Source organism: Streptomyces durmitorensis (assembly GCF_023498005.1).
GTDB classification, from domain to species: Bacteria; Actinomycetota; Actinomycetes; order Streptomycetales; family Streptomycetaceae; genus Streptomyces; species Streptomyces durmitorensis.
Genome location: NZ_CP097289.1, coordinates 7,885,697 through 7,907,282, shown reverse-complemented (window position 1 = coordinate 7,907,282; position 21,586 = coordinate 7,885,697). Strand labels below are relative to the sequence as shown.

Here is a 21,586-nt window from a genome sequence, read left to right as displayed (position 1 = left end):
TCCTGACGCACGAAACTGACGACCAGTCAGTTCTCTTCGTGCGCCCACCTTTTCCCTTTGCCGCGGGAGGACCGATGGCCGTCACACAGCGCCGGGGCCGCAGGATCATGATGTCGCCGGGCGAGCTCGACGCGTTCCTCGCCGAGGAGCGCACCTGCCGGGTCGCCACCGTGTCCGCGGACGGCGCCCCACACGTCAGCGCGCTCTGGTTCGCCTGGGACGGCACGTCCTTGTGGCTGTTCTCGATCACCCGCAGCAAGCGCTGGGCGGACCTGCGGGGCGACCAGCGGATCGCCGTGGTGATCGACGCGGGCGTGGAGTACGGAGAGCTGCGGGGCGTGGAGCTGTCCGGGACGGCGGTCTTCGTCGCCGAGTCACCGCGCATGGGCGAGCCCTGCCCCGAACTCGACGCCCCTGAGCGGTTGTTCGCCCAGAAGTACTTCGGGATGGACGCGATGCCGTACGACGGGAAGCACGCCTGGATCCGGCTCACGCCCGACGCGATCGCGTCCTGGGACTTCCGGAAACTGGCCGAGCTGCCGGCCCGCCCCTGATCACCCGCCCAGAGCCACCCCCGCCCCCTGGAGCGCCTGGACCGCGGCCCTGATCGACGGCCTGCGGTCCGCGTCCGCGCGCCACACCACGTACACCTGACGGCGCACCCGGTGCCGCACCGGGACCGTCCTGACCCCGGCGGGCATCGGATCGCGCCCCAACTGGGGCGCCACGCACACGCCGAGACCCGCGGCCACCAGCGCGAGCTGGGTGTGGTGCTCCTCCGCGCGATGGGCGATCCGCGGCTCGATGCCCTTGGCGCGCAGCGTGAACATCAGCCACTCGTGGCAGAACTCGCCCTCCGCCCAGGTGATCCACTCGTCGTCCGCGAACTCCTCCAGGTCCACTTCGTCGCGGTCGGCGAGGGGGTGCCCCGCGGGCATGGCGACGTCGGTGGGGTCGTCCAGGAGGGCCGCCTTGACCAGGCCTTCGGGCATCGGCAGCGGCTTGTTGTACCAGTCGAGGACGACCGCCATGTCGATGTCGCCGCGCACCACGGCGGCCACCGCGGGCTGCGGCTCCATCTCCTGGGAGCGGACGCGCAGGCCGGGGTGACCTGCGCTCAGCGAGGCGAGCGTGGCAGGCAGCAGGCCGCGCATCGCCGTGGGGAACGCGGCGATGCGCAGCTCACCGACGGCCTTGCCGCGCTGCTCCTCCAGGTCGGCCCTGGCGAGCTCCACCTGGGAGAGGATGCGCGCGGCATGCTCGGCGAGCAGCCGTCCGGCGTCGGTCAGGCGCACCCCGCGGCCGTTCTTGGCCAGGAGCTGCTGGCCCACCTCGCGCTCCAGCTTGGTCATCTGCTGGGAGACCGCCGACGTCGTGACGTGCAGTCCCGCCGCGGCGCCGCTGACGGAGCCGTGCCGGGCCAGTGCGTCGAGCGTGCGCAGACGCTCCAGGTTCAACATGTAAGCGATGCTACGGGATACCAGGCAGTTTATTTCGCTTGTTCTACGAGGTCGGCTGCTTCAAGGTGACGTACATGAGCGCCACCACCACCCCGTCCGGCTCCCTTGCCGCTTCCTCCGCCCCTCCCTCCCCCGCAGACCCGAGGAGCCGCGCACCCGGTTGGCGCCTCCGCTTCGGCATCCTCTCCCTGATCTGGGGCTTCAGCTTCCTGCTGATCAAGGTCGGCACGGAGGGGTACGCACCGTTCCAAGTCACCTTGGGACGACTGGTCTTCGGCACCGCGGTCGTCGCGGCCGTCCTCGTGACGAAGCGCGAGCGGCTGCCGCGCGGGGCCCGCACGTGGGGGCATCTCGCGGTCGCGGCGCTGCTGCTCAACGCCCTGCCGTTCTCGCTGTTCGCGTACGCGGAGCTGACGATCCCGTCCACGCTCGCCGGTATCTGCAACGCGACGTCGCCCTTGTGGGGCATGGCGCTCTCCCTGGTCGCACTCTCCGAGGACCGTCCGACGCGGCGCAGGGTCGCGGGGCTCGGCATCGGGTTCCTGGGGGTGCTCACGGTCCTCGGCGCCTGGCAGGGCTTCAGCGGCCTTGACTTCGGCGGTACGGCGATGGCACTGCTCGCCTCGCTGTGCTACCCGATCGGCTGGATCTACGTGCGCCGCACCCTGGCCGGCTCCTCCCACTCGAACCTCTCCCTGACCGGCGCCCAGCTCCTGGTCGCGACCGTCGAACTGGCCGTGGTGACCCCGCTGTTCACGTCCTTCCCCACGCACTTCCCCGTCGTGCCGCTCCTTGCGATCGTGGCACTGGGTGCCGTCGGCACCGGGGTCGCCTTCCTGATCCAGTACGGCCTCGTCGCCGAGGTCGGGCCGACGACGGCCCAGATGGTCACGTACTTCGTCCCGGTCATCGCCACCGCCGCGGGCGTCGCCGTGCTCGGCGAGTCCCTGAGCTGGTCGACGCCGGTCGGCGCGGTGATCGTCCTCGCGGGCGCGGCGCTCACCCAGTCCAGGCCGCGCGATCGCCCACAGAAGCTCGCTCACTCGTAACGCCGCGCGGGAGCGGGCCCGGTGGCGGAGGCGACGGCGTCCGCCACCGTTTCGATGTCACCGTCCCCGAGCGTCGACACCGTGATCCGCACCCCGGGCCGCGCACTCATCCGGAACCGCGCCCCCGGGGCGACGGCCCACCCCGCGTGCAGCAGCCTGGAGACCGCACCCGTCTCGTCCGGCACGGGCACCCACACGTTCATGCCGCTGCGCCCGTGCGCCGTGACGCCCCGCGCGGCGAGCGCGGCGATCAGGGCGTCACGCCGCCGCCCGTAGGACGCCGCCACCTCGGCCGGGTCCACCGCCCCGTCCGTCCACAGCCGCACCACGGCGCGCTGCGACAGATGGCTCACCCAGCCGGGGCCGAGCCGCTGGCGTCCCTGGACGCGATCGACGGTGACCGCGTCCCCGGTGAGCAGGGCAAGGCGCAGGTCAGGGCCGTACGCCTTGGCCGTGGATCGGACGAAGGCCCAGCTTCGGGTCACGCCCGCCAGCGGGTGCAGCGGCAGGTCGACGATGGCGTGGCCATGGTCGTCCTCGATGAGCAGCACATCCTTGTGTGCGGAGAGCACCTTGCGCAGGGCACGCGCGCGTGGAGCACTGATCGCGGCACCGGTCGGGTTCTGGGCGCGGTCGGTGACGATGAGCGCCCGGACGCCGCCGCGCAGCGCGTCCTCCACGTCGGCGGGCAGCGGCCCGTCGTCGTCGACGCCCACCGGGACCGTACGCAGCCCGAGCACCGGCATCAGGTCGAGCAGGCTCCCCCAGCCCGGGTCCTCGACCGCGACCGCGTCGCCGGGCTTGAGGTGCGCCGCGAGCACGCGCTCGATGGCGTCGAGCGACCCGGAGGTGACGGCGACGGGACCGTCCGGCACGCCGTCCTCGTCGAGGGCCACGCGCGCGTGGCGGGTCAGTTCCGGGTGCACGGCCTCCTGCCCGTACAGCACGGGATTCCGGTCGCCCTCCGCGGCGGCGGCCGCGAACACCTCGGCGAGCGGCGGGAGCAGCGCCGTGTCCGGATTGCCGTTCGACACGTCGCGCACACCGGCAGGCACGTCCACGCGGATCAGCTCGCGCACCGTCGTCGCGGGCTTGGGGCGTACGCGGCTGCCGCGCCGCCCCGCCGTCTCGATGACGCCGCGTTCGCGCAGCGTGCGGTAGGCGGCGGCCACCGTATTGGGATTCACCCCGAGCCGCTCCGCCAACTCGCGCATCGGCGGGAGCAGTTGCCCCGGCTCCAGGTCTCCGCCACCCACCGCACGCTCCACGCTGGCAGCGATCTCAGCTGCGCGCCGGCCTTCGATCCGATACTCTCCTAGCACAAACGACATTATGCACTAGTGCAATGGAGAAGGCAATGAGCGTCGCATCCGAGTCCGGCATCGAGACCGGCGTCGAGACCGCCACCGACACCGCCTCGTACGCGCCGACCGAACTCACCGTCCCCACCCGCGGCCGGGACCGCGCCTCGTACGACCAGGAATTGGTGCACGCGATACTCGACGAGGCCTACGTCTGCCACCTCGGCTTCGTGCGTGACGGCGCCCCCGTCGTCCTGCCGACGCTGTACGGCCGGGTGGGCGAGCGCCTGTACGTGCACGGTTCGACGGGCTCCCGGCCGCTGCGGATGGCGGGCGGCACCCGGCAGCAGGAGGAGGACCCGGGGCTCGCGGTCTGTCTGACCGTCACCCACGTGGACGGCCTCGTCCTGGCCCGGTCGGCCTTCCACCACTCGCTCAACTACCGCTCCGTGGTGATCCACGGCACCGCCCACCAGGTCACGGACCCCGAGGAGAAGCGCACCGCCCTCGACGCGCTCGTCGACCACGTCGTGCCGGGCCGCTCCGCCGACTCCCGCCCCGCGAACGCCAAGGAGCTCGCGGCCACCGCCGTGCTCAGCCTCGACCTCGCCACGGTCTCCGCCAAGATGCGTACCGGCGCCCCGAGCGACGACGCCGAGGACCTCGGCCTTCCGTACTGGTCCGGTGTCGTCCCGCTGGTCAAGGGCTACGGCGCCGTCATCCCGTCGGCCGACCTCGCCCCCGGCATCGACACCCCCGACTACCTCAGCGCACTGTGATGCTGATCCACCCCTGGGACGCCCCGCGCTCCGACGCCGAGTGGCAACAGTGGCTCGCCGGCCACGACTTCGGGCAGCTCGCCGTGAACGGCCTGCCCGGAGAGCCCCCGCACGTCCAGCCGGCGCACTTCGCGTACGAAGCCGACCACGGCCCCCGCGGCCGGGTGATCACGCACCTGGCGCGCCCCAACCCCCTGTGGCCCGCGCTGGAAGCCGATCCCGACGTGCTGCTCAGCGTGGTCGACGACTACGCGTACGTGCCGGGCCCCTGGAAGGCGCCCGCGGGCACCCCTGCCGAGCACGGAGTGCCGACGAGCTTGTACGCCGCCGTCCAGCTCCGCTGCACCGCCCGCGTCGTGGACTCCCCGCGCGAGAAGGCCGAGCTCCTCAACCGCCAGGTCGCCCACTTCCAGCCGGAGGGCGGCACGGCCCCGGCCGAGGTGGGCGAAGACCCCTTCGGCCGCCTGCTCTCCGGGATCCGCGTCCTGTGCCTCGAAGTGACCGGCGTACAGGCGAAGTTCAAGTACGCGGGCGACAAGCCCCAGGACGTCCAGGACCGGATCGCGTCGGGCCTCGCGGAACGAGGCGGCCCGCGCGACGCGGCGGCACAGGCTCAGCAGCTGCGCCGCCGCTGAGCGCCCCGTCACGCCAGAGCTCGCGGGGCACGGCCGCTCCAGCCGCGCCCCGCGAGCACCCTCACACCAGCACCCGCTCCCGCCGCGCAGCGGCCACACCCCGCGTCTCGGAGACCGCGAGGCCCGTCACCGCGGCCAGCATCAGCAGCGTGCCCAGCACCGTCGACACGGTCAGCTCCTCGCCGAGCAGCACGACCGCGATGACCGCGGCGCTCAGCGGCTCCAGGAGCGTGATCACGGAGACGGTCGCCGACCGGATGACGGCGGCACCCGCGAAGTACAGGGCGTAGGCGACCGCCGTCGGGATCACGACGATGTAGAGCAGGTAGAGCCCCATCCGCGCCGGGTCGGCGGCGTGCGGGACGAGACCCTCCACCGCGGCGAGCGGCAGCAGACAGACGGACACCACGGCGAACGACCAGACCGTCGTGTCGGACGAGTCGGCGCCGCCGTCCCGCCCCCACCACCGCGTGAGCAGCGTCATCACGGCGTACGCGGCGGCCGAGAGCAGCCCCCACCCGACGCCCACCGGACGCACGCTCGCACCCCCGCCGCCCAGGACGAGCACCACGAGCCCGGCGAGCGCCCCGGCCACGGCCACCACGCCGCCGCCCCCGAGCCGCTCCCCCATGGTGAACCGCGCCCCGAGCGCGATGAGCACGGGCCCGGCGCCCATCGTGACCACCGTGCCGACCGCGAGCCCGGTCGACTCGACGGCCGCGAAGTAGGCGGTCTGGAACACGGCGAGGGCCACGCCGGTCGCCACGATCCGCGGCAGCCTGCGCCGCAGCGGCGCGCTCTCGGCGACGTACGAGGACCGTCGGCGCGAGCGCACCAGACGGACGGCGTAGAGCAGCACGAAGCCGCCCGCGCAGCGCCAGAAGGACAGGCTGACCGGCCCCATGTCACTGGCCTTGAAGACCAGCGCGGCGGCGGCACCCGCGGTGCCCCAGGCCGTACCGGCGACGATCAGATAGAAGAGGCCTCGTCCGACGGACAGGCCGGAGGAAGCAGTCGACACATGCGACACGTGAGTTCTCCGCAGAAAGGAAAGAGGAAGTCCTTGGCTCCGTCTGCGGGCAGCGTCGTTCCACCCGGCCACCGGCCGGGTGTGATCCAGGAGATGCCCGCGCTTAAGCGGCGGGAGGCGGAAGAACGAGCGCGCGTGAATGCATGATCGACACCCTAAGCGGCAGTCCCGGTCGACGACAACTGTTCCTTCGGCTCCGGCGACCCGCCCGCGGTGGGCCCCTCACGGGGCTTGGCGGGCGTGGACGACTGCGCGATGAACGCCCCCGCGAGCACCACGGCGCCCCCGATGATCTGCGGCGCCGACAGGTGTTCGCCCAGCATGACCCAGGCGAGCACGGTCGCGATGACCGCTTCCAGACAGGCCACGACCCCCGCCACCTGGGGCGAGAGCCGGCGCACCGAGAGCACCCCGGTGACATACGCCACGACCGTCGCGACGATCACGATCCAGCCGATGAGCGCCCACGCGGGCACGGCCGAGCCGTCCATGTCCGCGCTGCCCGCGAGCACCGACCAGTCCATGCCCCAGGGGCGCGCCACGACGGTGAGCACGGCGGTGCCGATCAGCAGCCCGAACGCGATGACGCCGAGCGGATCAGGGGCGTCGTCGCCCGCGTCGCTGCCCTGGTCGGACAGGACGAAGTAGCCGACCTGGCAGCACGCGGCGCCCAGCGCGAGGAGCAGCCCCACGGCGTCGAAGCTCAGCCCGGCCCACACCTCGACGACACAGGCGAGCCCGCCGACGGCGAGCACCACGCCCACCGCGGCCGCCCGCGTCACGGGCCGCCGCTGCACGAAGCGCACCCAGCCGAGGACGAGCGCGGGCGCGAGGTATTCGACCAGGAGCGCGACGCCCACGGGGATGCGGGAGATCGCCGCGAAGTAGCAGGCCTGGACGCCGGCCACGGCGAGCAGGCCGAAGCCGAGCAGGAGCGCGGGCCTGCGCAGCAGCAGTCCGCGGTGGCGCCAGGCGACCGGCAGCATCACCAGGGCGGCGCCCGCCACCCGCAGCCACACCACGTGCAGCGGGTCGAGACCCGCCTCGATCAGCGGCTTGGCCGCGACACCCGAGCCGCCGAAGGCGACCGCCGACCCCAGGGCGAGCCCCAGTCCGACGCCTCTTCCCCGGCTCGGCATCGAGCCTGTCTGTTTCCCCTGAGACGCTTGCACCGGCACATCATGACAGGACGTGTCATGAGCGTCACCCCCGATAGACCCTGTCTCAATCGGCGGACGTCCCGGCGTACGGATCGGCGTACGGATCGGGGTACGGACCGGCGTAGGGATCGACGTACGTCTCTGCGTACGGATCGCCCTCGACCCGTCGGAGGATCACCTGCGCGTCGGCTCCGGCCCGCCCGAGCACCTCGACCGCGCGGCAGTCCGGATCGGCGAGGAGCGCCACCAGGAGGTCGATGCCGAGGGCGCGCGGTTCGCCGCGCAGGGCGGCCCGCCCGACGGCCGCCTCCATGGCGGCGGCCGCGGACGGCGACCAGCCCGTCTCCTTCACGGACGCGGAGCCGCCCTGGCGCACCAGCGGCACCGCTCCGGAGTCCTCGACCGTCCCCTGCCACTGCAGGCCGTAGCCGATGCTGCGCTGGACGAGATAGCCGAGGAGCCGCACCACCTGGTCCCCGTCGTCGAAGGCGGCCCGCACGTCGGGGTCGGTCTCCAGCAGGGAGTGCAGCAGATGCGCGGTGTCGACCTGCCGGTCCCCGTCCCGCACGGCACGCCGGCGCGCGCCTGCCACCACCGACGCCAGCGCGGCGCTGAGCCGGGAGTCGATGTCTGCTCGGGTCGGGCCGGGCTCGGCGCCCTGCGGGGTACGGCTTTGCACATCTCCCACCCCATCAGCCCCCGAGGGCGGCGTCATCGGCGGCGGGAAGCATCTTCGCGTCCGACACAGGTTGGGTACGCATGTGTGGCTTCTCCTCCTTACGGATGAGATCCCACTCTTCTTCCCCGAGGGGCGCGCGCCGTCTTGATTCGCGCCGGGAACGCAACCGTGGCGCACCGGTCATTCGTCTTTCAGACATGGAGTGCGAGTGCTGGATGGTCGCGCTGCCGGCGATCGACGGCAGGCAGTACGTGTATCGGGTGTACGCACCCGACGACGCACTGCCCGCCGACCTGTTCTGGGAGGCCTGGCACTGCCACGACGAGGGCCCCTTCCCCAGGGCGTGCGACCTGTTCGACGCGGCGGTCATACGCAAGGTCGGCTGACCCCGGCCGAGCGAGCGTGCCCGTACGGGACCTATGCGGGAAGCGTCCCGACCACGACCGTCGCGTACATCTCCTCGTCGCTCACCGACCGCGCCACGAGACCGCCGTCGGCGACCGCTTCGAGCGCGTACGGCACCTGCCGCTCGCTCGTCTCGAACAGCAGCCGGCCGCCGGGTGCCAGCCAGCGCGCCGCGTCCGCGGTCACCCGCCGCAGGACGTCGAGGCCGTCCGCACCGCCGTCGAGCGCCACACGGGCCTCGTGGATGCGGGCTTCCGGCGGCAGGAGACCGACCTCTTCGGTGGGTACGTAGGGGACGTTCGCAAGGAGTACGTCGACCCGGCCCCGGAGGGTGCCGGGCAGCGGCGCGTAGAGGTCGCCCTCGTACACCCGTCCCCCCACGTCGGCGACGTTGCGGCGGGCGCACCGCACGGCCGCGGGGTCGATGTCGGCGGCGTGCAGTTCGACCCGGTCGACGGCGGCGCCGAGCGCGGCCCCCAGCGCGCCCGAGCCGCAGCACAGGTCGACGACGACGGCGCCGGGACCGGCGAGGGCAGCGGCTTCCTGCACGAGGAACTCGGTGCGCCGCCGGGGCACGAAGACCCCGGCGTCCACGGCGATCCGCAGACCGCGGAACTCCGCCCAGCCCAGGACGTGTTCGAGCGGACGTCCCGCGACGCGCCGCTCCACCATGGCGGCGAGTTCGGCATGGTCACGCGCAGTGGCGACGAGCAACTCCGTCTCGTCCTCGGCGAAGACACAGCCGGCGGCGCGCAGCCTGGTGACGATGGCGGCAGGGGCCAGGGATTCCATGGGCGATGACGCGGGTGACGAGGGTGAGGCCGACATGAGAAGTGAAACCTTTCGGGACGCCTTCAGGGGCTCCCTCGGTCACCTATGCCGGGTGAACCGCGCGGTCGCGAAGGGGGAGCGCCCTACCTGCTGCTGCGGTGATGGGTCTCACCTCCCGGTTCTCTCTGCCCGCGTCCGTCACGGGGAGGGCAACAGTACCCGACCCCGCAGGGGGCAGTTCGGGCGGAGGGTCCACAATATCTGACGGTTCATCAGTATTGAATGTTCCAGGGCCTGCGGCTACGTTCCGCGACACCGCAGCTGCGCCCGCCGCAGCGCCCAACGAGAAGGGGTCGTCGCATGGCCGAAGTCAGCGCGGAAGCACGGATCGAGGCGCCCGCCGAGAAGGTCTGGGCCCAACTCACCGACTTCTCCTCGTACGGCGAATGGAACGCCACGCACACGAGTTTCCCGAAGGGCGGCCCCACCACACTGGAGGTGGGCGGCACGTTCGCGGAGAACATGAAGCTGATGGGATTCCCCGCCGAGGTCAACTGGACGATCGAGGACCTGGAGAGCGAGCGCACCCTGGCCATCAAGGGCAAGGGCCCGATGGGCGTCACGGTCGGCACCCGCTACACGCTCGTTCCCGACGGAGGCGCGACGAAGGTACGCATAGACGGGGAGTTCACGGGCGCGGCGGTCTCCCTGATGGCGGGCAAGCTGAAGGACTCGGCGACGGCGGCGCTGGACGAGTCGCTGCGGAAGCTGGCGGGCCTGGTGACCTGAGCCTCCGCCGTCACGCGCCCCCGCCCCTCACCCGAACACACAGAGGCGCCCCACACGAAAGTGCGGGGCGCCTCAATGGCACTGGGGGTCGTCGACCCCCACCACCTCAGTCCTCATCGGCGAGGATCAGGTACAGCTTCTTGCGGGCGTCGTTGATGACCGTGAGGGCCTTCTCGCGCTGGTCCTTGCTGCCGGTCTTCCAGACCTGGCCGAACGCCTCCATCAGACCGAAGCCTGCCTGCCGGATCTCGTTCAGCGTCTCCCAGTCGACCCCGCGCCCGGCCTCTTCCCAAGGCGCGTCGGGACCTTCCTCGGCCGCGGTGACGCCGGCCTCGGTGAGCGAGAAGAGCTTCTTGCCACCCTCGCTCGCGCTGCTGATCAGGCCCTCGTCCTCCAGGAGCTGGAGGGTCGGGTACACCGAACCGGGGCTGGGCTTCCATGCCCCGCCGCTGCGCTCGGCGATCTCCTGGATCATCTCGTAGCCGTGCATCGGCCTGTCCTTCAAGAGGGCCAGGATCGACGCGCGTACGTCGCCGCGCCGCGCCCTGCCCCGCGGACCGCCCCTGCCGCCACGTCCGCCGCCCCAGGGGCCGCCGGGTCCACCGGGGCCGCCGAAGCCGGGCCCGAAGGGACCGAACGCGGCGCGCCGCCCCTCGAAGCCGCCGCGACCCTCGTGTCCGGGGCCGCACTTTCCACGTCCGTGCTCATGTTCATAACCGTGGGAACGCATCGCCATCACTCCTCTGTGTCATTGATCAACCGTGTAGTCGTTGATCAGTCGCGATGCGTCAACGATATATCGGAACTGTTCTTCTGGCAATCCCCTTCCGTAGGGACTCACTGGAGAGGTCCGCAGGGACTCACTGCAGAGGCCGTCCGAAGAGGTCAGCCCATGTGCGCCTTGACGTGGTCGACCACCTCGGCCAACTCCTTCGTCGGCGAGAAGTCGACGTACTCGCAGCCCTCGAGCGCCTCCGGGGCATGACCCGGAGGCCAGTAGAAGGCCTCACCTGCCTCGTAGATCTCGTCGCCGGACGCTGTCCGCATCTTCAGCCGCCCCTTGAGCAGATATCCCCAGTGCGGGCATGGGCACAGACCGCCGGGCATCCCCGTGAGGGCCGGCGCCATGTCCGCACCCTGCGGGAGCCGCACGAACGCGACGGCCATACCTCCCCCGACATCCCGCATCCGCAGTTCCACGCCGCCGCCTTCGATCGCGACAGGAGTGTCGTTCCGCGTCGTCGCCGTCATGGCTCCTCCTCGACGGGCCCGGTGATCGGACCCAAGGAATCCCGTCCCCTTCCAGCTTGTGCCTGCCGCGTGCGCGACGCGAGGCGAGACGGCGAGCAGGCCAATCGGGCCACTGACCCGCAATTGGCCTTGTCCCAGCCAGACATTGGCCCGCTAGCGTCATCGACATGCCGACTTCTCACCGCATCCGCATCGTCGACGCCTTCACCGACCGCCCCTTCGCGGGCAACCCCGCAGGCGTCCTCCTCCTCGACACCTTCCCCGAGGACGCCTGGCTCCAGAACGTGGCCGCAGAGGTCAACCACGCCGAGACCGCCTTCGCCCACCCCCTCCCCGCGGACGGCGAAGCCGACTGGGCGCTGCGGTGGTTCACTCCCGCCACCGAGGTCGACCTGTGCGGTCACGCCACGCTCGCCACCGCCCACGTCCTTCAGGTCACCGGCACCGCCCAAGGCCCCGTTCGGTTCGCCACCCGCAGCGGCGTCCTGACCACGACCGCGCGCGCCGACGGCACCATCACCATGGACTTCCCCACCGCCCCGCTCACCGCGGCAAAGATTCCCGACGGCGCGGCACAGGCGCTCGGCGCCGAGCCGCTCGCGGTGTACGACGCCGGAGCAAGCCTCGGCGACCTGCTGGTCGAGCTCGCGGACGAGAAGACGGTGCGCTCCCTCACTCCGGACCACAAGGCCCTCGCCGAGTTCTCCGAGCGCGGCATCATCGCCACCGCACCCGCCGAAGACCCCACCCTCGGCTACGACTTCGTCTCCCGGTGCTTCTTCCCCAACGTCGGCATCGACGAGGACCCGGTGACCGGCAGCGCCCACACGGCCCTGGCCCCCTTCTGGTCCCAGCGCCTCGGCCGTGCGGAGCTCACCGGCCTGCAGGCCTCGGCCCGCAGCGGCCTCGTCCGCACCGAACTGCGCGGCGACCGCACGCTCCTGACGGGCCGCGCCGTCACCGTCATCGAGGGCGAGCTCCACGCCTGACACGCCGGACACGCCCGACGCGCCCGACGTCACTGTGGGGACGTACGACTTGTCGTACGTCCCCACAGCCACGCCAGGAACCACCCGCCTGCCCGCCGCCTAAGGCGTGGGCAGCCACCCCACCTTCCCCGCGAGCAGCGCGTACCCGACGAACGCCCCGATGTCCAGCAGCGCATGGGCCACCACCAGCGGCCCGACCCTCCCCCACCGCCGGTACAGGAGCACGAAGACCACCCCCATCGCCATGTTCCCGATGAACCCGCCGATGCCCTGGTAGAGGTGGTACGAGCCGCGCAGCACCGAGCTCCCGACCAGCGCGGCCATCGGCGTCCACCCCAACTGCCCGAACCTGCGCAGCAGATAGCCGACGACGATCACTTCCTCGAGCACCGCGTTCTGCACCGCGGACAGCACGAGCACCGGGTACTTCCACCACACGTCGGGCAGGTCCTCCGGCACCACCGTCAGGTTGAACCCGAGCCCCCGCGCCGCCAGATAGAAGGCGATCCCGGTGCTGCCGATCAGCGCCGCGATCGCCGCCCCGCGGCCCAGGTCCGGCCAGGGCCTGCTCCGGTCGAAGCCGATCGTGCGCAGCCCGGCGCCCTCCCTGATCAGGAAGTGCGCGACCAGGGCCACCGGCACCAACGCCGTGGTGATTCCGAACAATTGCCACGCGAGATCAAGCCACGGCCGCCCCGGAGCGGCCGACGCGTTCATGGTCGCCGCCTGGTCCTTCAGACCACCCGGTTTGGTGACCGATCCGACAAAGCTGATCAGCGCGGAAACACCGCTCGCGCCCAGCGAGAGCGCCAGGACGAGCAGCGTCTCGTCCCGGAGGATCCGTCGCGATGGCCCCTCGCCCCGAAAAGAACCGGCCAACGGCCCGGACTCCGCTTGCACTCCGCCTCCAGTTGAGTAATCCCGCCTCATCCCCATCTCCGCCCCGCTAGGGTCTCGAATGTAGTTGCGAAGATCGTGCGCGACAGGCCGAGGGGGACGGACGCCGATTGCGGTCATGCACCCCCTCTTTCCTTGCTTCATCGTTCAAGGAGGGGCACCACCGCCATGGGACGTCACAGCTTGCCCGATGAGTACGGGACCGACGCACCCGACCCACGGCCACGCACCCGCGGCCGCACGGTGGCCGTCGCGACGGCGCTCGTCCTGACGGTCGCCGCGGGCACCGCGGTCGCCGTCCGCAGCGATCTGCTCACCTTCGGCGGCTCGTGCAGCGACGACGCGGTGCGGGTGGACGTCGTGGCCGCCCCCGCCATCGCCCCCGCCCTGCGCACGGCCGCCGACGACGCGCGCGAGAAGGAGGTCTCCTCCGACGGATCATGCATCGACGTACGGATCACCGCCCGCGATTCGTACAAGGTCGCCGACCAGCTGCGCACGGGCACGGGCGATCCCGGCTACGACGTGTGGGTGCCGGACTCCGCGCTCTGGCTCCAGCGCGTCGCCCTGGGCGGCCGGCAGACCAAGGTGTCGCCGGCGGGGAACATAGCCTCGTCCCCGGTTGGCATGGCCATGGTCCCTTCGGCCGCCGAAGGCCTTGGCTGGCCCAAGAAGACGTACAACTGGCCGGAGTTGGCCGGCGCGGCGATGAAGGGCGACAAGCTGCGGCTCGGCGCCGCCGATCCGGCCCGCAGCGCGACCGGCCTCCTCGCGCTCGCCAAGCTGAGCACGTCGGCGAAGAAGTCGGGCGGCAAGGACGGCGACACCCAGGCCGCCGGGATGGCCAAGGCCCTGTCGGCGCGCACGTCCGACAGCGACGGCCAGCTCCTGGACACCCTGGCCCGCGACTCCTCCGGCACGGAGCAGGGCAACCCGCGCCGCAATCAGGCGCTGATCCTCTCCGAGCAGGCCGCGTTCGAGCACAACGCCTCGGCGGGCGAGGAGAACAGCCTGGACATGTTCTATCCGAAGGACGGCTCGCCGCGCCTCGACTACCCGTACACGCTGGTCCAGGAGGACGACCTGTCCACGGACCAGAGCCGGGCCGCCCTGCGCTTCATGACGCTGTTCAGCGACGAGCAGGGGCGCGCGATCCTGGAGAAACACGGCTTCAGGACCGGCACCGACGACCCCTCGGCCAAACTCGTCACGGCCGCCGGCGGCCGCACCCCCCAGCCGTACTCCGACGATCCGAGCGAGCCTCCCTCCGAGAAGGAGCTCCAGGAGACGCTCGGCATGTGGACGATCACCGTCCAGAGCGCCAGGATCAGCACGGTCGTCGACGTCTCGGACTCCATGGGCGAGTTCGTGCCGGGCCGGGGCCAGACCCGGATGGAGGTCACCAAGTCCTCGCTCCTGCAAGCGCTCGCGGGGTTCACCGACGAGGACGAGATCGGCCTCTGGGAGTTCGCCACCCTCCTGGACGGCAAGCGTGACTACCGCAAGCTCGTGCCGACGCAGCGCCTCGGCGACCGCTTGGGCGAGGGCACCCAGCGGGACAAGGTCTCCGAGGCCTTCAGCGACCTGGCGCCCATCCCGGGCGGCGCGACCGGCCTGTACGACACCACGCTGGCGGCGTACAAGGAAGCCGCGTCCACGTACGCGAAGGGCAAGTTCAACGCGCTCGTGGTGCTCACGGACGGCGCCAACCAGGACCCCGGATCCCTCTCCCGCAGCAACCTCGTCTCGCAGCTGGAGAACCTCTCCGACCCCAAGCGCCCGGTGCCGCTCATCGCCATCGCGGTCGGCCCGAACGCGGACAAGGAGGAGGTCGTGCAGATCGCGGAGGCGACCGGCGGATCAGGTCACCAGGTCGACGACCCGGCCCAGATCCACGCGGTCATCCTCAAGGCCATCATGGAGGCGGGCAGCCACGGCTGAGCCCTGAAGGCTCAGCTCAGCACCGCCGGCTCGGGCAGCCCCACCGGCCAGGTGTGCACCGGGTCCCCCGCATGCATCAGCTCGGCGTAGCGCCGGGTGGTCGCGGCGAGCGCGTCCTCGCGTTCGAGCCCGGTCTCCAGGGCCTGGTGGTACGTCGCCGCCTGCCAGGACGCCCCGTTCACCCGCCGCCTGCACCGCTCCTCGATGACGCCGAGATAGAAGTCCCGGTCGGCGGGCTCGACTCCCCACGCGTCGAGCCCGGCCGCGGCGAGCGGCAGCAGCTCGTCGCGCACGAGAGCGACCGCGGGCACCTCGACCACCCCTCCGTACCGGCCGCGCCGGGGCCACCGCAGACGGGCCTCGATGCCGTCGCGGCAGGCGGTGTCGAAGTTGGCGGCCGCGGCCTCGAAGGGCAGCCGGGTCCACACGGGCCTCGGTTCCTCCGCCAGGGCGCGTACGACGCCGTAGTAGAAGGCCGCGTTGGCGATGACGTCGGTGACGGTGGGGCCCGCGGGCAGGACGCGGTTCTCCACGCGCAGGTGCGGGACCCCGTCGGCGATGCCGTACACGGGGCGGTTCCAGCGGTACACGGTGCCGTTGTGCAGGACGAGTTCGCCGAGCTGCGGCACCCGGCCGTCGTCGAGCACCTCCAGCGGGTTCTCGTCGTCCATGAGGGGAAGCAGCGCGGGAAAGTAGCGCAGGTTCTCCTCGAAGAGCTCGTACGCGTCGCTGATCCAGCGCTCCCCGAACCAGGTCCGCGGCCGCACGCCCTGCGCCTGGAGTTCGGGCGGGCGGGTGTCGGTGGACTGGAGGAACAGCGGTGGCCGCGACTCGCGCCACAGCTCACGCCCGAACAGGAACGGCGCGTTGGCGCCGACGGCGATCTGCGCGGCGGCGACGGCCTGCGCCGCGTTCCACACGTCGGCGAACCTGCCCGGCGTGACCTGGAGGTGCAACTGCACGGATGTGCACGCCGCTTCGGGCGCGATCGACCCCGACGTGCAGGTCAGCCGCTCCACGCCCTGGATGTCCAGGACGAAGTCCTCGCCGCGCGCGGCCACGATCTGGTCGTTGAGCAGCGCGTAGCGGTCGACGTCGGAGAGGTTTCCCGAGACCAGGTCGTGGTGCGCGAGCGTCGGCAGAATGCCGATCATCACGATGCCCGCGTTCACCTCGTTCGCTTTGCGGTGGGCATAGGCGAGGCCGGTGCGCAGCTCCTCGGCGAGCCGGTCGAGCACACGTCCGCCCAATCGGTGCGGTGCGATATTGACTTCAAGATTGAACATTCCGAGTTCCGTCTGGAAGTCACGGCTCGCGATGCGTTCCAGTACTTCCGCATTCAGCATTCTCGGCATGCCGTCGGGGCCCGCGAGATTCAGCTCTATCTCCACACCCATCAGGTTCTTGGGCCGGTCGAACCGCTCCTCGTCCAACAGCCTCCGGAGCCCCGCGAGACACTCCCTGAGCTTGGCCCGGTACCGGCTCCGCTCAGCCAGGTCAAACGTTCCTGCTACGACCTTCTCCCCCATCGAAGCGTCCCCTCCTCGGATGGACAGCCAATGATCCGGCCGCTGCGTCTCGGTGGATGATGCCCAGGATGATGCCCTGCAATGTGATCGATAACGCCCCGCACATGCCTCCGGACCAGTACGCTCGACCCACGATCCGTGCGGCACATTCACCAGGCATGAACGGACGTCGGGGAATCCTCGCACCGCACCCTGGTGAAAAACACCGATGAGAATCGGCCGTCCGCTCCCGAGAAGGGTGCCGAGGTCAAACGCCCGGACTCTTCTGGAATCGGGATAAAGCCCGCAAAATGGCGACCGGATATCGCCTTGCAGGCAATATCCGGTGCGGTTAGACGAAACAATGCCTGAACACGTGTCGTATAAACTCCGCGAACGAGGCAGAGAGTTGGCGCTCGCGGTCCCCTGCCCCCGCCCCCTCTGACTTCGGAGCAGACAGCGACGTCCGCACCTGTCCTCGTTCCACCGTGCCTGTCGAATGAGAGAGGCGACCCATCATGCCGCTGCAAGTCCCCCCGGCTCCCGCGCCCGCCCTGCGCAGCGTCCTCGCGGCACTCGGTTCACCCACCGCCGTACGCGAAGCCCGCACCCCGTCCCTGCGCGCCGCGCAGGGACCGACGAGCCCCGAACTCCCGTTGCCCGTCCACGTGCTTGACCGGATCGCCCCGTCGGGCACATCGCCCACCCGGCTCGCCGGGTGGCGCTTCCTGATCCGCTCCGGCGAGCGAGCCGTCGCCGCGGCGGACACGATGCTGACACCTGACGGATGGACCTTCTCCCACTTCTTCGAGGGCCCCTACATCGCGTCCACCGAGCGCGCCCTGCGCCATGCCGAGGCGATGCCGATGCCCTACCAGCCCCGCCTGTTGTCCGTACCCGAGCTCTACATGCTGACACTCTGGCTGCACGGCGACTGCACGGCGGACGGCGCGGGCGGTCATCTCGCGCCCTCCGACATCCTCGTGCCCCTGGCGCCCGCGCCTCCCGGCATCGCGGCACACCGCCCGCACCGCGCCGCGGAGCTCCTCAAGGTCCTCACCCACCGCATGGCCCCGGCACCGCTGCTCGGCTCACCCGCCTGACCCCGCCCTACGTTCACGTGCCCCGCCGCCGTTCCCGGCCGCGGGGCCCGGCGCGTCCTGTGCCCGTACAGATGCACGTACAGATGCACGTACGGATGCCCATACGGACTAGCCCGGTATGACCACCCCGAACCACCCGAAGAGACAGTGCAGTTGGGCTGAACCGTCCGGGCGGGTGATACGTCATTAAGCAGTAAGGAGCGCTGCAGCCAAATCCCTGCGGATTGACTGCCGTAGGGCAACACTGGGACCGGACCGACTAAACGGGGGGCGGCCATGAACACCGCATCGAGCCGCAAGGCAGACGTCACAGCCATCACATCGCAGCGAAAGAACCCTTCCATGTGCCAGCACCAACCACCGTGCCCGACAGCCGACTCCGCCGACCGGGAAGCCGCGCTCCTCATGGCGAGCCACCCGGAGCAGGGCTGGAGCCTGCTGTGCAACGGCGTCCTGCTCTTCGAGGACACCGGTGAGCTGCTGCCGGACGGCCAGATCATCGCTCCGCACAGGCCACTGGGCACGGACGAGATCATGACCGCCGCCTGACGCGGCGACACACGGCACACAGAACAAAGGGGCCGACCCGGAGCAACAACCTCCGGACCGGCCCCCACGCATGTTCGGGACCCGATATCAGTCCTCGTACGCATCCAGCGGCGGGCAGGAGCAGACCAGATTCCGGTCGCCGTACGCCTGGTCGATGCGGCGCACCGGCGGCCAGTACTTGTCCGCGGCCACGACGCCGGCCGGGAAGACCGCCTCCTCGCGGCTGTAGGCGTGCTCCCACTCACCGCCGAGCGCGGCAGCGGTGTGCGGGGCGTTCCGCAGCGGGTTGTCCTCGGCCGGCCACTCGCCGCCGACCTTCTCGATCTCGGCGCGAATGTTGATCATCGCCTCGCAGAACCGGTCGATCTCGACCAGGTCCTCGCTCTCGGTCGGCTCGATCATCAGCGTCCCCGCGACCGGGAACGACATGGTCGGCGCGTGGAAGCCGTAGTCGATGAGCCGCTTGGCGATGTCGTCGACGCTGACACCGGTCGCCTTGCTCAGCGGGCGCAGATCGATGATGCACTCGTGCGCGACGAGCCCGCCGGGACCGGTGTAGAGCACCGGGTAGTGCGGCTCCAGGCGCTTGGCGATGTAGTTCGCGGAGAGCACGGCGACCTGCGTGGCGCGCTTGAGCCCCTCGCCGCCCATGAGGCGTACGTACGCCCAGGAGATCGGCAGGATTCCCGCGGAGCCCCACGGAGCGGCGGAGATCGGACCGACGCCCGTCTCGGGACCCGCGGCGGGCTGCAGCGGGTGGTTGGGCAGGTACGGCGCGAGGTGCTCGCGCACACCGACAGGACCGACGCCGGGGCCACCGCCGCCGTGCGGGATGCAGAAGGTCTTGTGCAGGTTCAGGTGCGAGACGTCGCCGCCGAACTTGCCGGGCTGGGCGAGGCCCACCAGGGCGTTGAGGTTCGCCCCGTCGACGTAGACCTGGCCGCCCGCCTCGTGCACCTGGGCGCAGATGTCGGCGACGTGCTCCTCGAACACGCCGTGCGTGGACGGGTAGGTGATCATGAGCACGGACAGCTCGTCGCGATGCTTCTCGATCTTGGCGCGCAGGTCCTCGACGTCGATCTCGCCGTCGTCGCTGGTCTTCACGACGACGACCTTCATGCCGGCCATCACGGCGCTCGCGGCGTTCGTGCCGTGCGCGGAGGACGGGATGAGGCAGACGGTGCGCTGCTCGTCGCCGTTGGCGCGGTGGTAGCCGCGCACCGCGAGCAGTCCGGCAAGCTCGCCCTGCGAACCCGCGTTGGGCTGCAGCGAGACCTTGTCGTAGCCGGTGACCTCGGCGAGCCGCTCCTCCAGCTCACGGATGAGCGTCAGATAGCCCTGCGCCTGCTGGGCGGGCGCGAAGGGGTGCAGCTGCCCGAACTCGGGCCAGGTGACCGGCTCCATCTCCGTGGTCGCGTTGAGCTTCATCGTGCAGGAGCCCAGCGGGATCATGCCGCGGTCGAGCGCGTAGTCGCGGTCGGCCAGCTTGCGCAGGTAGCGCAGCATGGCGGTCTCGGAGCGGTACTGGTGGAAGACGGGGTGCGTCAGGTACTCGTCGGAGCGCAGCAGGCCGCCGGGGAGCGTGTCCTCGGTCTGCGCGTCGAGCGTCTCGATGTCGGCCTCGACCCCGAACGCGGTCCAGATCGCGGTCAGTTGCTTGCGCGTGGTGGTCTCGTCGCAGGCCAGGGAGACATGGTCGGCGTCGATCTGGTGGATGTTGACGCCGCCCTCGCGGGCCGCGGAGACAAGCTCCTCGGCCTTGCCGGGCACCCGCACGGTCAGGGTGTCGAAGTACGCGCCGTGCACGACCTCGACCCCGCCGGCCTTGAGCCCCGCGGCGAGCACGGTGGCATAGCGGTGGGTGCGCCGCGCGATCGCCTTGAGGCCCTCGGGCCCGTGGTAGACGGCGTACATTCCGGCCATCACGGCGAGCAGCACCTGAGCGGTACAGATGTTGCTGGTGGCCTTCTCGCGGCGGATGTGCTGCTCACGGGTCTGCAGCGCGAGCCGGTAGGCCTTGTTGCCGTCCGCGTCCACGGAGACGCCGACGAGCCGCCCGGGCAGGCTGCGCGCGAACTTCTCGCGCACCGCCATGTAGCCGGCGTGCGGGCCGCCGAAGCCCATCGGGACGCCGAAGCGCTGCGTGGTGCCGACGGCGATGTCGGCACCCAGCTCGCCGGGCGAGGTGAGCAGCGTCAGGGCAAGCAGGTCGGCGGCGACGGAGACGATGGCACCGATCTCGTGCGCCTGCTCGATGAGGGGCTTGATATCACGTACGGCGCCGGAGGCTCCGGGGTACTGGATCAGTACGCCGACGACACCGCGCTCGGCGACCTCGGCCGGGATGCCCTCACTCAGATCGGCGACGACGACCTCGACACCGGTCGGCTCGGCGCGGGTCTGGATGACGGCGACGGTCTGCGGCAGCGTGTCGGCATCGACGAGGAAGACGCCGTTCTTGACCTTGCCCATGCGCCGCGACAGGGCCATGGCCTCGGCGGCGGCGGTCCCCTCGTCGAGCAGCGAGGCACCGGAGGTCGGAAGCCCGGTCAGCTCGGCGACGACGGTCTGGAAGTTGAGGAGCGCCTCGAGCCGTCCCTGGGAGATCTCGGGCTGGTACGGCGTGTAAGCGGTGTACCACGCCGGGTTCTCCATGACGTTCCGCAGGATCACGGGCGGAGTGAAGGTCCCGTAGTAACCGAGCCCGATCATGGAATCAAGCACCTGGTTGCGGTCCGCGAGGGACCGCAGCTCGGCCAGGACCTCGGCCTCGGTACGCGCTCCGGGCAGGTTCAGCGCCTCGGCGTTCTTGATCACATCCGGCACGGCGGCGGCGGTCAGCTCGTCGAGCGAGCCGTATCCGACCTGCGCGAGCATCTTGGCCCGTGCTTCCACATCGGGACCGATGTGCCGCTGCTCGAAGGGAATGCCCTGCTCGAGCTGTGAGAGCGGGATACGAGGGGTGGCGGTCATTGCGGAGGCCTCCTGGTCTGACGCGACCTGCGAGGGGCACCACGGCGCGGGTACCCGGACGGCCTCCCCCTCTGTCATCTCAACCTGAGAGCTTCACCGGCCCGTGCCTCGCGAGAGACGCCGTGCCGGCTTTCACCGTCGGTGAGGAAGGGATTCGAACGTGCCCGCCCGACGCCCGCCCTACTTTCCAGAGTGACCTCGTCCGTGCGGTACAGGGGCCTGAGAGATTCCGGGGAGGAGTTGCTCCTTCGGCGCCCCCGGTGTCTCCACCGGAGAGCTCTCCCGCACGGGGTCAGCAGCCAAGCGCCAGCCTACCA

The 21,586-nt window shown here is 71.0% G+C and carries 21 protein-coding genes and 1 riboswitch; of the genes, 10 read left to right on the top strand and 11 right to left on the bottom strand.

Annotation, left to right across the window (positions count from 1 at the left end; all coding sequences use genetic code 11):
* Positions 1-74 precede the first annotated feature (74 nt).
* Complete coding sequence (locus tag M4V62_RS35390; protein ID WP_249591253.1) at positions 75-554, top strand: pyridoxamine 5'-phosphate oxidase family protein; 480 nt, start codon at positions 75-77, stop codon at positions 552-554.
* Here M4V62_RS35390 and M4V62_RS35385 read toward each other — a convergent pair whose 3' ends face one another.
* Complete coding sequence (locus tag M4V62_RS35385) at positions 555-1,460, bottom strand: LysR family transcriptional regulator (protein ID WP_249591252.1); 906 nt, start codon at positions 1,458-1,460, stop codon at positions 555-557.
* Between the two features lie 74 nt (positions 1,461-1,534).
* Between M4V62_RS35385 and M4V62_RS35380 the strand changes: the two genes are divergently transcribed.
* Positions 1,535-2,509: a DMT family transporter gene (locus M4V62_RS35380; RefSeq protein WP_249591251.1), complete on the top strand. Its 975-nt coding sequence runs from the start codon at positions 1,535-1,537 to the stop codon at positions 2,507-2,509.
* On the opposite strand, the gene M4V62_RS35375 is transcribed toward M4V62_RS35380, so the two are convergent.
* The gene (locus M4V62_RS35375; protein WP_249591250.1) at positions 2,500-3,831 is read right to left on the bottom strand and encodes an aminotransferase class I/II-fold pyridoxal phosphate-dependent enzyme; all 1,332 of its coding nucleotides are present in this window, start codon (positions 3,829-3,831) and stop codon (positions 2,500-2,502) included. The genes M4V62_RS35380 and M4V62_RS35375 overlap by 10 nt on opposite strands.
* Before the next feature lie 35 nt (positions 3,832-3,866).
* On the opposite strand from M4V62_RS35375, the gene M4V62_RS35370 reads away from it, so the two are divergent.
* Both M4V62_RS35370 and M4V62_RS35365 read left to right on the top strand, forming a co-directional pair.
* Positions 3,867-4,589: a pyridoxamine 5'-phosphate oxidase family protein gene (locus tag M4V62_RS35370; RefSeq protein ID WP_249591249.1), complete on the top strand. Its 723-nt coding sequence runs from the start codon at positions 3,867-3,869 to the stop codon at positions 4,587-4,589.
* Positions 4,589-5,224 carry an FMN-binding negative transcriptional regulator gene (locus M4V62_RS35365; RefSeq protein ID WP_249591248.1) on the top strand — a complete coding sequence of 212 codons (636 nt, stop codon included), beginning with the start codon at positions 4,589-4,591 and terminating at the stop codon, positions 5,222-5,224. The genes M4V62_RS35370 and M4V62_RS35365 overlap by 1 nt, the downstream gene beginning before the upstream one ends.
* Positions 5,225-5,285: 61 nt before the next feature.
* Here the strand turns inward: M4V62_RS35365 and M4V62_RS35360 are convergent, their stop codons facing one another.
* The 3 genes from M4V62_RS35360 to M4V62_RS35350 form a co-directional block, all read right to left on the bottom strand.
* Positions 5,286-6,245, bottom strand: a complete 960-nt coding sequence (locus tag M4V62_RS35360; protein ID WP_249591247.1) for a DMT family transporter — start codon at positions 6,243-6,245, stop codon at positions 5,286-5,288.
* Between the two features lie 164 nt (positions 6,246-6,409).
* Entirely contained in the window at positions 6,410-7,393 is a 984-nt protein-coding gene (locus M4V62_RS35355) for an EamA family transporter (RefSeq protein ID WP_249591246.1), read from the bottom strand.
* 85 nt (positions 7,394-7,478) lie between these two features.
* Complete coding sequence (locus tag M4V62_RS35350) at positions 7,479-8,093, bottom strand: Clp protease N-terminal domain-containing protein (protein ID WP_249591245.1); 615 nt, start codon at positions 8,091-8,093, stop codon at positions 7,479-7,481.
* A gap of 197 nt (positions 8,094-8,290) precedes the next feature.
* Between M4V62_RS35350 and M4V62_RS35345 the strand changes: the two genes are divergently transcribed.
* The gene (locus tag M4V62_RS35345) at positions 8,291-8,479 is read left to right on the top strand and encodes a hypothetical protein (protein ID WP_249591244.1); all 189 of its coding nucleotides are present in this window, start codon (positions 8,291-8,293) and stop codon (positions 8,477-8,479) included.
* A 31-nt stretch (positions 8,480-8,510) separates the two neighbouring features.
* Here M4V62_RS35345 and M4V62_RS35340 read toward each other — a convergent pair whose 3' ends face one another.
* Positions 8,511-9,326: a putative protein N(5)-glutamine methyltransferase gene (locus M4V62_RS35340; RefSeq protein WP_425575331.1), complete on the bottom strand. Its 816-nt coding sequence runs from the start codon at positions 9,324-9,326 to the stop codon at positions 8,511-8,513.
* A 303-nt stretch (positions 9,327-9,629) separates the two neighbouring features.
* Between M4V62_RS35340 and M4V62_RS35335 the strand changes: the two genes are divergently transcribed.
* The gene (locus M4V62_RS35335; protein ID WP_249591243.1) at positions 9,630-10,058 is read left to right on the top strand and encodes a type II toxin-antitoxin system Rv0910 family toxin; all 429 of its coding nucleotides are present in this window, start codon (positions 9,630-9,632) and stop codon (positions 10,056-10,058) included.
* 106 nt (positions 10,059-10,164) lie between these two features.
* On the opposite strand, the gene M4V62_RS35330 is transcribed toward M4V62_RS35335, so the two are convergent.
* Positions 10,165-10,788 (bottom strand): PadR family transcriptional regulator, encoded by a 624-nt coding sequence (locus tag M4V62_RS35330; protein WP_249593144.1) that lies wholly within the window; start codon positions 10,786-10,788, stop codon positions 10,165-10,167.
* 155 nt (positions 10,789-10,943) lie between these two features.
* Entirely contained in the window at positions 10,944-11,309 is a 366-nt protein-coding gene (locus M4V62_RS35325) for a cupin domain-containing protein (RefSeq protein ID WP_249591242.1), read from the bottom strand.
* Between the two features lie 167 nt (positions 11,310-11,476).
* On the opposite strand from M4V62_RS35325, the gene M4V62_RS35320 reads away from it, so the two are divergent.
* Complete coding sequence (locus M4V62_RS35320; protein WP_249591241.1) at positions 11,477-12,298, top strand: PhzF family phenazine biosynthesis protein; 822 nt, start codon at positions 11,477-11,479, stop codon at positions 12,296-12,298.
* Between the two features lie 99 nt (positions 12,299-12,397).
* Here the strand turns inward: M4V62_RS35320 and M4V62_RS35315 are convergent, their stop codons facing one another.
* The gene (locus tag M4V62_RS35315) at positions 12,398-13,198 is read right to left on the bottom strand and encodes a CPBP family intramembrane glutamic endopeptidase (RefSeq protein ID WP_249591240.1); all 801 of its coding nucleotides are present in this window, start codon (positions 13,196-13,198) and stop codon (positions 12,398-12,400) included.
* Between the two features lie 165 nt (positions 13,199-13,363).
* Between M4V62_RS35315 and M4V62_RS35310 the strand changes: the two genes are divergently transcribed.
* Complete coding sequence (locus tag M4V62_RS35310; protein WP_249591239.1) at positions 13,364-15,136, top strand: substrate-binding and VWA domain-containing protein; 1,773 nt, start codon at positions 13,364-13,366, stop codon at positions 15,134-15,136.
* Between the two features lie 11 nt (positions 15,137-15,147).
* On the opposite strand, the gene M4V62_RS35305 is transcribed toward M4V62_RS35310, so the two are convergent.
* A complete protein-coding gene (locus M4V62_RS35305) occupies positions 15,148-16,665 on the bottom strand; it encodes a glutamate-cysteine ligase family protein (protein WP_249591238.1) in 1,518 nt (505 codons plus the stop codon).
* Positions 16,666-17,162: 497 nt separating this feature from the next.
* Between M4V62_RS35305 and M4V62_RS35300 the strand changes: the two genes are divergently transcribed.
* Positions 17,163-17,747: a hypothetical protein gene (locus M4V62_RS35300; RefSeq protein ID WP_249591237.1), complete on the top strand. Its 585-nt coding sequence runs from the start codon at positions 17,163-17,165 to the stop codon at positions 17,745-17,747.
* Between the two features lie 342 nt (positions 17,748-18,089).
* On the top strand, positions 18,090-18,296 hold the full coding sequence (locus M4V62_RS35295; protein ID WP_280922834.1) for a DUF5999 family protein: 207 nt from the start codon (positions 18,090-18,092) through the stop codon (positions 18,294-18,296).
* Between the two features lie 87 nt (positions 18,297-18,383).
* Here the strand turns inward: M4V62_RS35295 and gcvP are convergent, their stop codons facing one another.
* Positions 18,384-21,269, bottom strand: coding sequence for an aminomethyl-transferring glycine dehydrogenase (gene gcvP, locus M4V62_RS35290; RefSeq protein ID WP_249591235.1), 2,886 nt, complete (start codon positions 21,267-21,269; stop codon positions 18,384-18,386).
* Positions 21,270-21,466: 197 nt separating this feature from the next.
* Positions 21,467-21,564: riboswitch (glycine riboswitch) on the bottom strand.
* Between the last annotated feature and the right edge of the window lie 22 nt (positions 21,565-21,586).

What these genes read in the sequence shown, in the direction of transcription:
- M4V62_RS35390 (WP_249591253.1), top strand. Translation starts at nt 75, where the DNA reads ATGGCCGTCACACAGCGCCGGGGCCGCAGGATCATGATGTCGCCGGGC.
- M4V62_RS35385 (WP_249591252.1), bottom strand. Translation starts at nt 1,460, where the DNA reads ATGTTGAACCTGGAGCGTCTGCGCACGCTCGACGCACTGGCCCGGCAC.
- M4V62_RS35380 (WP_249591251.1), top strand. Translation starts at nt 1,535, where the DNA reads ATGAGCGCCACCACCACCCCGTCCGGCTCCCTTGCCGCTTCCTCCGCC.
- M4V62_RS35370 (WP_249591249.1), top strand. Translation starts at nt 3,867, where the DNA reads ATGAGCGTCGCATCCGAGTCCGGCATCGAGACCGGCGTCGAGACCGCC.
- M4V62_RS35365 (WP_249591248.1), top strand. Translation starts at nt 4,589, where the DNA reads ATGCTGATCCACCCCTGGGACGCCCCGCGCTCCGACGCCGAGTGGCAA.
- M4V62_RS35355 (WP_249591246.1), bottom strand. Translation starts at nt 7,393, where the DNA reads ATGCCGAGCCGGGGAAGAGGCGTCGGACTGGGGCTCGCCCTGGGGTCG.
- M4V62_RS35345 (WP_249591244.1), top strand. Translation starts at nt 8,291, where the DNA reads ATGGAGTGCGAGTGCTGGATGGTCGCGCTGCCGGCGATCGACGGCAGG.
- M4V62_RS35340 (WP_425575331.1), bottom strand. Translation starts at nt 9,326, where the DNA reads ATGTCGGCCTCACCCTCGTCACCCGCGTCATCGCCCATGGAATCCCTG.
- M4V62_RS35335 (WP_249591243.1), top strand. Translation starts at nt 9,630, where the DNA reads ATGGCCGAAGTCAGCGCGGAAGCACGGATCGAGGCGCCCGCCGAGAAG.
- M4V62_RS35330 (WP_249593144.1), bottom strand. Translation starts at nt 10,788, where the DNA reads ATGCGTTCCCACGGTTATGAACATGAGCACGGACGTGGAAAGTGCGGC.
- M4V62_RS35325 (WP_249591242.1), bottom strand. Translation starts at nt 11,309, where the DNA reads ATGACGGCGACGACGCGGAACGACACTCCTGTCGCGATCGAAGGCGGC.
- M4V62_RS35320 (WP_249591241.1), top strand. Translation starts at nt 11,477, where the DNA reads ATGCCGACTTCTCACCGCATCCGCATCGTCGACGCCTTCACCGACCGC.
- M4V62_RS35310 (WP_249591239.1), top strand. Translation starts at nt 13,364, where the DNA reads ATGGGACGTCACAGCTTGCCCGATGAGTACGGGACCGACGCACCCGAC.
- M4V62_RS35305 (WP_249591238.1), bottom strand. Translation starts at nt 16,665, where the DNA reads ATGGGGGAGAAGGTCGTAGCAGGAACGTTTGACCTGGCTGAGCGGAGC.
- M4V62_RS35300 (WP_249591237.1), top strand. Translation starts at nt 17,163, where the DNA reads ATGCCGCTGCAAGTCCCCCCGGCTCCCGCGCCCGCCCTGCGCAGCGTC.
- M4V62_RS35295 (WP_280922834.1), top strand. Translation starts at nt 18,090, where the DNA reads ATGTGCCAGCACCAACCACCGTGCCCGACAGCCGACTCCGCCGACCGG.
- gcvP (WP_249591235.1), bottom strand. Translation starts at nt 21,269, where the DNA reads ATGACCGCCACCCCTCGTATCCCGCTCTCACAGCTCGAGCAGGGCATT.